Source organism: Pedobacter kyonggii (assembly GCF_004310665.1).
In the GTDB taxonomy this organism is placed as follows: Bacteria; Bacteroidota; Bacteroidia; order Sphingobacteriales; family Sphingobacteriaceae; genus Pedobacter; species Pedobacter kyonggii.
Map to the genome: position 1 here is coordinate 60,772 of NZ_SIXF01000029.1, position 11,806 is coordinate 72,577.

Genomic DNA, 11,806 nt, shown 5'->3' on the forward strand with positions numbered 1-11,806 from the left:
TAATTAAGATGGGCTTTTTTTTCAATGAATTCGTCATTGCGAGGAGGCTTTTTCAGCCGATGAAGCAATCTTTATTGCAAGATCCGAAAGTACGAAAGATTGCTTCATCGTTCCTTCTCGCAATGACGATAATAATAGTTTATGAAAAGCAATTCCAGCATCAAATACTTAAGCTGCTTCCCGCTATCCTTTCTGCCAATGGAGTTTGTGCTTTGCTTCAGTTTCTTCATAAAAAATGAGGCAGAATTATAATGCATTGGCATTCATACTATCGGTTTAGTAACTTTAGGTGGAACAAGAAACAAAGGTTGGAAAAACCCATAGCTAATAATAAATGATCAACTTCCTCAATATATCTTATCTCCAATCTGGCAATAAAAAACAAGTAAAAGCTTATCATACTTTAACAGATAATCGAGTCCTAGAAAAGCTTACCCCTTACCATCCAATCCTGGTGGGCACCATTCCAATAAATATCGATGTCGAAAACAGCGATCTGGATATTATCTGCGAAGTTTCTGATAAAAATGAATTTATCGACAAATTAAATGCACTGTTTGGATCTGAAAAAGATTTCACCATTCATGAAGGCCTTAAATTCGATGCAATTAAAGCGAATTTAATAATCGATGGTTTCGAAATAGAAATATTCGGACAAAATACTCCTACCATACAACAAAATGCTTATCGACATATGCTCATTGAACACAGATTACTCTTAGAAAAAGGTGAAAAATTTAGGCAGAAAATTATAGATTTAAAGCAAAACGGCCATAAAACCGAACCAGCTTTCGCTAAGTTATTAGGACTTGAGGGAAATGCTTACGAGGAATTGCTGAAATTAGAATCTTCGAGACGCTAAGACCAGATCTTGAGTTGGAGCGTCGCTGTCATTCTGAACGCATTGAAGAATCTTAGTCAAAGAAATATAAAAGTTCAAACCACTCAATAAAGATCCTTCATTTCATTCAGGATGACAACCATTTACACTATTTTCCCTATACTTTATTCTGGCTATTATTATTTCATCGTTTTTTAAAATATATTTGGAACACAAAAACCAAATATTATGAAACTTTACTCTGTCTTTTTCCTACTAGTTATTATTAGCAGCTCTGCATTTGCGCAAAAAAGCCTTTTTAACGGAAAAAATCTAAACGGTTGGCATGTAGATGTACCTGCAATGGATAAAAAGCCTGACACCATTAATCCGTTTATTGTACGCAATGGTATGTTGGTAAGTTTAGGTACACCAGGTGGGCATTTAATAACCGATAAAATTTATAAAAATTACCAGTTAACAGTACAATACCGCTTTGCTGGTAAACCAGGTAACTGTGGTGTTTTAGTTCATGCATCAACGCCAAGGGCATTGTATGGCATGTTTCCAAAATCGCTGGAAGTGCAGATGCAGCATAAAGATGCTGGCGATTTCTGGTGTATCGAAGAAGATATTACAGTGCCTGATATGGTTACCAGACGTGGGCCTCAAGAAAAATGGGGTGTAAATGGGAATAAACTCCGCCGGATTAAAAATTTAACAGATGACAGTGAAAAACCTCTTGGCGAATGGAATACCATGGTTATTCAATGTTTAAATAACGAAGTTAAAGTTTGGGTAAACGATACGTTGGTAAACTATGGCACAAACTGTACTGTAAATAGCGGGCAAATTGCTTTACAAGCAGAAGGTAGTGAAGTAGAATTTAAACAGTTGGATTTAAAACCAATTAAAGCGTTGTCTATGTAAGAAAAATGCTTTACTCAATCCTTAAAGCACAAACAGATCAGATAGCCTACAAAATAAGCGAGCAGATCGTAAACGCTAAAGGAAGTGCCCAATATAGTGCTCATTATTTTGTTGTTTTCCCAACCAAACCAGGTAACATAATTTGCCTTTTGGAGAAACTCAATTACGAAAGAAAAAATTAAGACGCCTAATGCTAACTGCTTATTATTGGTTTTAAGGAAAATCCTAAAGAATGTGTAAATCAAGATAACAACCAATACATCTCCTCCAAAAGGCCTGATAAAAGCATCGTGAAGGTATTTGCCAATTAAGATTTCCACGATGAGAATCGTGAGAAAAATAAAAAGAAAATTTGAGTTGAACGTTAATTTCATTTCGGGTATAAAAAAGAAGTCAAGTTTTTATAGCACATTGGCCATTAAAACTTGACTTCTTTATCTTGACTTTCTATAAAGATTTAAGTCCCCTTTAGGGGATTTAGGGGTTAGATACCTAATAATAACCTAGCCGGATCTTCTAACAATTGTTTCACACGAACCAAGAAACCAACCGACTCACGCCCATCGATAATCCTGTGATCATAAGATAAAGCAACGTACATCATCGGACGGATTACCACCTCACCTTTTTCAGCTACCGGACGCTCAACAATATTGTGCATACCTAAAATAGCCGATTGTGGCGCATTGATAATCGGAGTCGACATCATTGAACCAAATACACCACCGTTAGTGATGGTGAATGTTCCACCAGTCATTTCTTCGATGGTTAATTTGCTATCACGTGCTTTTAAAGCCAATTCTAACACCGATTTTTCAATCTGCGCTAAAGTCATGCTTTCTGCATTACGGATTACCGGAACTACTAAACCTTTTGGTGCAGAAACCGCAATCGAAATATCAGCAAAATCATTGTAAACCAATTCTTCGCCTTCAATACGACCATTAACCGCAGGGAAATCTTTTAATGCTTCGGTAACTGCTTTAGTGAAAAAGCTCATGAAACCTAAACCAACACCAAATTTTTCTTTAAACTGATCTTTATATTTTCCGCGTAAATCCATAATTGGTTTCATGTTAACTTCGTTAAAAGTAGTTAACATTGCGGTTTCATTTTTAACGGCAACTAAACGTTTTGCAACCGTTCTACGTAGTGGAGACATTTTCTCACGACGTTCGCCACGGCTACCTGCAGGAGCAGCAGCTACAACTGGAGCACTTGCTTTTGGTACCTCTGTTTTTTTGCCAGCCTCAGCTTTAACAGCATCGTCTTTAGTAATACGACCATCAACACCAGTACCTTTTACCGCACCAGCATCAATTCCTTTTTCTGCAAGAATTTTACTAGCAGCAGGAGAAGGAGTTCCCGTAGCATAGCTTTCGCCTGATTTTTCGGCAACTGGAGCCGCAGTTTTATCTTCAGCAACAACAGCTTTTTCTTCAGCTTTTGGCGCATCAGCTTTCGCTGGAGCTGCACCACCATCTTCAATTTTACAAACTACTGCACCAATGGCTAATGTATCGCCTTCGGCTGCTATGGTTTTTAAAGTTCCAGCTTGTTCTGCAGTTAATTCGAATGTTGCTTTGTCCGATTCTAATTCGGCAATAACTTCATCCATTTCAACAACATCGCCATCGTTTTTTATCCAACGTGATAAAACAACTTCGGTTATCGACTCACCAACAGGTGGAACTTTTATCTCTAAACTCATTTTTGTAATGTTATGTTTTTTATCTTCTAATAATCAATATCAAACGCCACGCTCCCAACGCTTAGCGCAATGCACCTAATCGATCTGAACTAATTTTTTTGTTGCTTTTTTTGCGATATCCTTTACATCTTCCGTTACCGAAATCTCCAAAGCTTTTGCTAAAATATAAGCCTGTTGATTAGCATGTTGTTTTGCAAAACCTGTCGCGGTACTGCTGCTTTCTCTTCTCGAAATTACGTCAATGCCTTTTAATGCTGTTTTGTACAACCTGCGGAACAAATATGGCCATGCGCCCATGTTCTCTGGCTCTTCTTGTACCCAGAAAACTTCTTTAGCATTTTTATATTTCTTCTGGATAGCTTCCATCTGATCAACCGGAGTTGGGTACAATTGCTCTACACGAACCAAGGCTACATGTTTCAATTTATCAGCCTGTTGTTTTTCCAATAGCTCGTAGTAAATTTTACCGCTACAGAAAACAATACGTGTTACATCTGCAACTTTAACATTTACATCGTCAATTACTTCTTTAAAACCACCTTCGGTAAATTCTTCTAATTTAGAAATGCAAGCTGGGTGCCGCAATAAACTTTTAGGTGTAAATACCACCAATGGTTTACGGAAATCGCGTTTAAACTGACGGCGTAAAACGTGAAAGAAGTTTGCCGGAGTAGTACAGTTTGTTACCTGCATATTATAGTCGGCACAAAGCTCCATAAAACGCTCAATACGAGCTGATGAGTGCTCTGGCCCCTGACCTTCGTAACCGTGAGGCAATAACATTACCAAACCGTTTTCGCGTTGCCATTTTGTTTCGGCACTTGCAATATACTGATCCACAACAATTTGCGCACCATTAAAGAAATCGCCAAATTGTGCTTCCCAGATGGTTAAAGCATTTGGGTTTGCCATGGCATAACCATATTCGAAACCTAAAACACCATATTCTGATAAGTGCGAGTTGTAAATATCAAATGGTGCCTGTTGATCTGAAATATTAGCCAATGGTACATATTCTTCCTCACTATCTTCAAGCGTTAATACCGCATGACGGTGAGAGAATGTTCCTCTTTCTACATCCTGACCGCTTAAACGAACGCGTTTACCTTCCGACAACAAAGTACCATAAGCCAACTGCTCGCCCATTGCCCAGTCGAAAACATTGGTTTCGTTAACCATTTTGCCACGTTCAGCAAATAGTTTTTCGATTTTTTTGAAGAACTTTTTATTAGATGGCAAAGCCGTAATACGCTTACCAATTTCCAATAAAGTAGATTTTTTAACCGCAGTAACAGGAGAAGATTCGAAATCTTTAGGTGTAGCCATACGCAAATCTGCCCATGCACCACCAAATTTAACTTCGGCATTGCCTGCAACAAATTCTTTAGCTTCGTTTAAACGTTCCTGCAAAATGCCACGGAAATCTTTTTCCATTTCTTTTGCTAAACCAGCCTCTAACTTACCCTCCTTGGTTAACTGATCGATATAGATTTCCCTTGGATTAGGGTGTTTTTCAATTGTTTTGTATAATAATGGCTGCGTGAATTTAGGCTCATCAGACTCATTGTGGCCGAAACGACGGTAGCAAAGAATATCGATAAAAACGTCGTTTTTATATTTCTGACGATACTCCATTGCCAGGTTAATTGCATAAACCAAAGCCTCGGGATCATCACCATTTACGTGGAAAACCGGAGATAAAGTTACTTTGGCAATATCGGTACAATAAGTACTGGTACGGGCATCTTTATAATTGGTGGTAAAACCAATCTGGTTATTAATTACCAGGTGAATAGTTCCACCAGTTTTATAACCTTCAAGCCCTGCCATCTGAATTACTTCGTAAACAATCCCCTGACCGGCAACCGATGCATCACCATGAATCAAAATTGGTGCTAAGCGACTGTTGTCGCCACCATATTTGAAATCGATTTTCGAGCGGCTCATGCCTTCTACCACACCATCAACGGTTTCTAAGTGCGATGGGTTAGGACATAAACTTAAGTGAACGCTTTTGCCCGAAACTGTAGCTACATCCGTAGAGTAACCTAAGTGATATTTTACGTCGCCACCAAATGGCGTATCCGGATTGTAGCTTTTACCTTCGAACTCAGCAAAAATATCTTTATATGTTTTTTGCATGATATTGGCCAACACGTTTAAACGACCACGGTGTGCCATACCAATTACAAATTCTTCAATACCTAATTCAGCACCTTTTTCGATAACCGAATCTAAAGCCGGAATTAGAGCTTCAGCGCCTTCTAAAGAGAAACGTTTTTGGCCCAAAAATTTTGTACCCAAGAAATTTTCGAAACTTACCGCTTCGTTTAATTTCCGGAGAATGCGTTTTTTCTCGTCGATAGAGAAATTAGGGGTGTTACGTGCACTTTCCATTTTTTGTTGAATCCAGTTCAACACTTCAGGTGTACGTAAAAACTTAAATTCGGCTCCAATAGAACCTGCGTATGTTTGTTTTAAAAAGGCTACAATGTCTTTCAATTTTGCTGCGCCGATACCAATCTCAACACCAGAGTTGAAAACGGTTTCTAAATCCGCATCCGACAATCCAAAATTTGTAAGATCTAATGTTGGTAAATGTTTACGTCTTTCGCGAACCGGATTGGTATGCGTAAACAGGTGACCGCGGCTACGATAGCCATCAATCAGATTTAAAACATTAACTTCTTTTAAAAATTGTTCAGGAGTTTCTGCTGTTACTGCAGGCGCTTCCGATCCTCTTCCAAAATCGAAACCTTCAAAAAATTTCTGCCAACCAAATTCAACAGACTCGGGATCTTGTTGATAGGATTGATATAAAGACTCTATATATTCGGCGTTTGCGCCATTAAGATAAGATAATTTATCCATTATTAACTATTTACTATAAGCATTACAAAATTAGAATTTTACCTTATATAAATGGCAAAATTCTCGATTAAAATGAGAATTATTGAATGACAAAATTATTGAATGAGCGAATGACAAAAATACCACTTGTATTAGTCGATAAAATTTCAATTCCATCATTCAACACTCAATCATTCAGTCATTACAACTATGATGCCCAAGTTAAGGAGTAATTGCCTTTTGGGTCGAGGTTTTTAATATTTTTATCAAGGTCGAAAACACTTTTTGATTTCTGATCATTACCTACACCAGCTACATTGGCCCAATTCCCCCAGTTACTTGCAGGGTTGTAATCAATCAGCTTTTCTTCAAAATATGCTGCGCCAAAAATCCAGCTTACTTCTAAATTATTGATCAGATATAAAGCAGCGGTTTGTCTGGCGATGTTCGAGATGAAACCGGTTTGATTTAACTCTGTCATAACCGCATCTACCACAGCAAAACCTGTTTGCGCATTCTTCCATTTACTAAAATTATCCTGCTCATTCACAATGTCAATCAGTCCCTGGCTGCCAAATCCATCTGGACTAAAAAAAGTATTGCCATATTTTTTGAACATGAAACGGAAATAATCTCTCCAAAGCAGGCCTAATAAAATATGATTGAACATGGCTTTTGTATTGGGCACACCTTCCATCTTTTTAATTTCCCAATATACTTTTCGTGGCGATAAACTACCCATGGCCAGCCATGCCGATAGTTTCGAAGCCAGAATCAAATTCTTGGTTGTTGCAGCCTGCTGCATGGCTACAATCACTTTTTGAAGATGGGCCAAGCCTTCAGCCTCACCACCAACAAATTCAAAATCAGAACGTTGGTCTTTTTGCTGTGGCAACAGATTAAGCTCTTCTAATGAAGATAATGTCCCCCAATCAATCACTTCGGCTACATTAATCCGATCGGGTGCCGAAAAACAGGGCTTGATAATAGAATCGCGTTCAATTTTCTTTTTAAACTGGTTAAAGGCGTCGGGAATGTCCTTAATGGGAAAAGGTAGGTCCTCCTTATTATATAAGGTATGGCCGATAAAATGTTTCAGGTTGATGCGTAATTTCCAAAGTGCGTTTTCTACCAAAGTTGAAACATGTGTTTCTTCCCTCGCCACTTCACGGTGATGGTAAACTTCGGTAATCTCATATTCCTGAACGAGTTGAGGAATAATATCTTCAGGGTTGCCTTCGGCGATAAGCAAGTTACCGCCAATCTGTTTTAAGGAACTGCGTAAGCCTAAAACACTTTCTAAAATAAACTGTGCTCTAATATTACCTGTTTTTAACGTACCGTATTTTGTTTCACCAAAAGAACGGCGATCGAGAATGTAAACAGGCAAAATCGAATCAGATTTAGCAATCGCTTCGACCAGCATTTCGTTATCATGCAAGCGAAGATCATTTCTAAACCAGACTAAAATTTTTTTGGACATCTTTTATCGAAAAGGGTGTAAGAACGCGTTTACAAATTTATCTTATTTTTCCTCTTCATCAAACCCCTAAATAATTCTTTACAAATAGGTAACAAAAGAATTAGAACTGAATTAATATCATTTTAAATGAAGCCATAAAAACCCTTTTGTATCTTTAGTGTTTTAAAAAGATGGCTAAGAAGATTCTGATTACCGGGGCTACAGGACTTGTGGGTACTGAGCTGAAAAAGCATTTGCTTAGTAAAGGTTACGAGGTGAATACACTTTCACGAAAGAAAGACTATAATCCGAATAATTTTGTATGGGATGTTTACAAAGGAACTATTGATGCTGATTGTTTGAATGGTGTAGATGCCATTATCCATTTAGCGGGAGAACCCGTGGCCGATAAAAAATGGACCGATGAACGGAAAAAACAGATTATCGATAGCCGCGTAAAATCAACAGAATTACTCTTTAAAACCATTAAATCGAAACCCGACCACCAGCTAAAATCGTTTATTTCTGCTTCGGCAGTTGGTTTTTATGGCGATTGTGGTGATGAAATTTTAACAGAAGAAAGTCCAAACGGTTACGGATTTTTAGCCGAATGCTGTAAACTTTGGGAAGATGCTGTAGATCAAGGTAAAAAGCTAAGCCTCAGAATTGTAAAACTCCGTACCGGAATCGTTTTAAGTAATGATGGCGGTGCCTTACCACAACTCGATAAACCAATTAAGTTATTTGCCGGAGCAGCTTTAGGTACAGGCAAACAATGGACTCCATGGCTGCATATTGATGATATGGTAGAAATGTACATCGAAGCCATGGAAAATCTTAAAATGGAAAATTGTTACAATGCTTGCGCTCCTTTTCCTGTCACCAATAAAGCGTTAACCAAAGCAATTGCCAAACAGTTGCATCGTCCTGTTTGGCCGATTAAGGTTCCGAAAAAGGCACTAGAATTGCTATTAGGTGAGCGTGTTGAAGCTGTTTTAATGAGCAACAATACCTCAGCCCAAAAAATTCTGGATGCAGGATTCAAATTTAAATTCACCCATTTGGAGGACGCTTTGAAGGATCTTTACAAATAGGGTTAATCGATTAACTGTTTAAATTGGTTAATCGATGCTAAACGCCCAACTCTAAACGCTTCCTTAATTGTTCAAATCTTCAAAATAATTTAGTTGCTTATAACTTCCCTTCAATGACTTCAATATCCATTCACTGGTTTCGCCGCGATTTACGTTTAGCAGATAATGCTGCTTTGTATCATGCACTTAAAAGTGGTTATCCGGTTTTACCATTGTTTATTTTTGATCAGAACATATTGGATAAACTTCCAAAAGATGATGCCCGCGTAACCTTCATTTATCAAACCATCGACGATTTAAAGAAAGAACTTCAACTGCAGGGATCGGATTTACTGGTAAAACACGGAGAACCTGAAAAAATATGGCCGGAAATTTTAAAGCAGTACAAAGTTAAAGAAGTATATACCAACCACGACTACGAACCTTATGCCCGCGAACGTGATGATAACATGGCCGAATTTTTAACCAGCGAGAAAATAGCTTTCAAAACGCACAAGGACCAGGTTATTTTTGAAAAAAACGAAATCCTAAAAGCCGACAAAACACCCTACACTGTTTTTACCCCTTTTTATAAACAATGGCACACAAAGCTGAACGATTTTTATGTGAAGGCCTATCCAACTAAAAAATACCTTAAAAATCTAATAGAAATTAAACATCTGCCCAGTCCAACATTAAAAGAGATGGGTTTTGAAAAGAGCAAATTGGATTTCCCGAAAATCAGCTATAAAAACAAACTCGATGATTACGCAAAAGAACGCGATTTTCCTGCGCTTGATGGCACCACACATATCGGACTGCATTTGCGTTTTGGAACATTAAGCATTCGGAAAGCAGTTAAAGATGCATTGGAAGCAAAATCGACTGTCTGGCTTTCTGAATTGGCATGGCGAGAGTTTTATATGACCATACTTTGGCACTTCCCCTACTCAGCTTCCGATTCGTTTAAAAAACAATATGATAAAATTAAATGGCGTAACAATGAAGATGAATTTAAAGCCTGGTGCGAAGGCAATACCGGTTACCCGATTGTTGATGCAGGGATGAGGCAACTTAACCAAACCGGCTGGATGCACAACCGCGTGCGCATGGTAGTAGCGAGTTTTTTAACCAAACATTTACTCATCGATTGGCGTTGGGGAGAAACGTATTTTGCAGAAAAGTTATTGGATTACGAAATGGCAAGCAACGTAGGCGGCTGGCAATGGGCCGCAGGATCAGGAAATGATGCCGCCCCTTATTTTAGGGTTTTTAACCCTGAACTTCAAACTAAAAAATTCGACCCTAAGTTCGAATATATTAAAAAATGGGTACCCGAATTTGGGACAAAAAAATATGCCCAACCAATAGTTGAGCATACTTTTGCAAGGGAAAGGATTTTAAAAGTTTTTAAAGAGGCTTTAAGTTAAATTTATTAATTAGGTACATTAAATGAAGGAGCGTTAGGTACGCCACCTGAGAAAAAGCGGCCTGTACCAAAGATCCCTCCAGGTTTTCCTTCTTTCGTGCCCATATCTATTATAATTGGACCCGTTGCATTACCAACGCTGTAGCTGACTAAACTATAATTGAATGTTGTTGGATTTGGATTTGGAAAAATAGTAAAGCTATAATTGTAGTTTAAATTACTGAAATAATAATCTGTTTCATTTGTTCTCCATCCACCAAAAGTTCTTTTTAATTCTTGACGTGAACTAAAATAATATCTGATACGGTATTCTAATGCTGCTGGATCCCAAACCTCAATATCGGTTCTAGGTGCACTATCTTTCCATAGGTCAACGAAAAGTCTTCTTTGGCCATCTTCATTGTAATATAATTCGGACTTTATAGCACTAGTTACAACAGGGCCAAAAGTTGCTTCAACAGTAGCCACAGTCATCTTTGTTGAGATATTCCCTACAAATATACCTTGGCTAGCATCTGTTTTATAAATGCTATTGATCTGCGACTCGTTCTTATGTTTACCTGCATAGGAAATCATGCGCTGATCTTTTGTGTATATTGTTGTAACACTCCCAATTTTTACCTCTCCATTTGCATTTGTAAATAAGGCAGAAAGCGGAGTACCAAATTTATATGCTAAAGAACTATCCGATTTGATTTCTACTAAATCAGAATATTTATTCTTAAAATCACCAAATGCCTTGCTAGTATTAACCTTTTCATATTCTTTCTCTATTTCAAGAAATATATCTCTATAAGATTTGAAATTTGCTAATTCTTTCGGTTTTGCATTAAAATTTTCTGGCTTTACCAAAATATTAACCAAAGAATCAAAAGCTTTTTGATCTCTGAATTTTAGATATCCGTTTTCGATGCTAACGGCGTTTGTTAAAAGTTTTTCATCAGGATTTTCAATATTAGAATCCCTTTTACATGAATTGATTGAAACAATGCCTAACAAGAGTAGTATTAAGCAGCGTAAATTAGTTTTATTTTTCATATAGCATAAGTATGTTTTCCCTTACAAAACAAACATACAACTAAAAAATAAGTTGTTAAATATTATTATTACATTTTTTCTCAAAAATTATAAATGCAAAAATATATATTACAAAAAATGCCCAACTGATTGTGAGGGCACTGAAAAAGTTACCTCCTTTAGTGGGTTAACTTTGAAAATCGATCAGGTGAAATATGTTTTCACTTGATCGATTTTTTATTTAAGGGTTTTTATTTTCTAGTCTGGAAGTTTGCTTCTGTGTGCTGATATGGGAATATGAAGTTTTGGGTCTTTATTTGACGCTATTTTGGCTTCTAGATAGCTAATTTGATGATTCTTTTCAGGTTTACAGTGAAAATAGCAAGTGCACCCTGCATTTCCATACCATCTATTCCATAGGCTATTGCCCGTCCATATCCGTGAACGTTTTTTAACTCGCTGTTTTTGGCTTCAATCTTGTATCGGTGCCGGGCTTGGTTCTTGTAATATTCAG

10 protein-coding genes are annotated in these 11,806 nt (G+C 37.5%); 4 read left to right on the top strand and 6 right to left on the bottom strand.

Annotated elements, in window-relative coordinates; translation table 11 throughout:
* The first annotated feature begins 334 nt into the window (after positions 1-334).
* On the top strand, positions 335-862 hold the full coding sequence (locus tag EYS08_RS20890) for a DUF4269 domain-containing protein (protein ID WP_131031927.1): 528 nt from the start codon (positions 335-337) through the stop codon (positions 860-862).
* A 207-nt stretch (positions 863-1,069) separates the two neighbouring features.
* Positions 1,070-1,750 (top strand): 3-keto-disaccharide hydrolase, encoded by a 681-nt coding sequence (locus EYS08_RS20895; RefSeq protein ID WP_131031928.1) that lies wholly within the window; start codon positions 1,070-1,072, stop codon positions 1,748-1,750.
* A gap of 14 nt (positions 1,751-1,764) precedes the next feature.
* On the opposite strand, the gene EYS08_RS20900 is transcribed toward EYS08_RS20895, so the two are convergent.
* From EYS08_RS20900 to EYS08_RS20915, 4 genes are all read right to left on the bottom strand, one after another.
* On the bottom strand, positions 1,765-2,070 hold the full coding sequence (locus EYS08_RS20900) for a ribosomal maturation YjgA family protein (protein ID WP_165456534.1): 306 nt from the start codon (positions 2,068-2,070) through the stop codon (positions 1,765-1,767).
* A gap of 164 nt (positions 2,071-2,234) precedes the next feature.
* Entirely contained in the window at positions 2,235-3,461 is a 1,227-nt protein-coding gene (gene odhB / locus EYS08_RS20905; RefSeq protein ID WP_131031930.1) for a 2-oxoglutarate dehydrogenase complex dihydrolipoyllysine-residue succinyltransferase, read from the bottom strand.
* Positions 3,462-3,536: 75 nt separating this feature from the next.
* Entirely contained in the window at positions 3,537-6,332 is a 2,796-nt protein-coding gene (locus EYS08_RS20910) for a 2-oxoglutarate dehydrogenase E1 component (RefSeq protein ID WP_131031931.1), read from the bottom strand.
* Positions 6,333-6,519: 187 nt separating this feature from the next.
* Positions 6,520-7,794, bottom strand: coding sequence for a DASH family cryptochrome (locus EYS08_RS20915; RefSeq protein WP_131031932.1), 1,275 nt, complete (start codon positions 7,792-7,794; stop codon positions 6,520-6,522).
* A gap of 170 nt (positions 7,795-7,964) precedes the next feature.
* Here EYS08_RS20915 and EYS08_RS20920 point away from each other — a divergent pair, with 170 nt between their 5' ends.
* Together EYS08_RS20920 and EYS08_RS20925 are read left to right on the top strand one after the other, a co-directional pair.
* Positions 7,965-8,867, top strand: a complete 903-nt coding sequence (locus EYS08_RS20920) for a TIGR01777 family oxidoreductase (RefSeq protein WP_131031933.1) — start codon at positions 7,965-7,967, stop codon at positions 8,865-8,867.
* Positions 8,868-8,980: 113 nt separating this feature from the next.
* The gene (locus EYS08_RS20925; protein ID WP_131031934.1) at positions 8,981-10,276 is read left to right on the top strand and encodes a cryptochrome/photolyase family protein; all 1,296 of its coding nucleotides are present in this window, start codon (positions 8,981-8,983) and stop codon (positions 10,274-10,276) included.
* 5 nt (positions 10,277-10,281) lie between these two features.
* Here EYS08_RS20925 and EYS08_RS20930 read toward each other — a convergent pair whose 3' ends face one another.
* Together EYS08_RS20930 and EYS08_RS20935 are read right to left on the bottom strand one after the other, a co-directional pair.
* The gene (locus tag EYS08_RS20930; RefSeq protein WP_131031935.1) at positions 10,282-11,313 is read right to left on the bottom strand and encodes a hypothetical protein; all 1,032 of its coding nucleotides are present in this window, start codon (positions 11,311-11,313) and stop codon (positions 10,282-10,284) included.
* A 314-nt stretch (positions 11,314-11,627) separates the two neighbouring features.
* Positions 11,628-11,806 (bottom strand): transposase (locus EYS08_RS20935; RefSeq protein WP_208745923.1); only part of this gene is annotated, 179 nt, incomplete at its 5' end.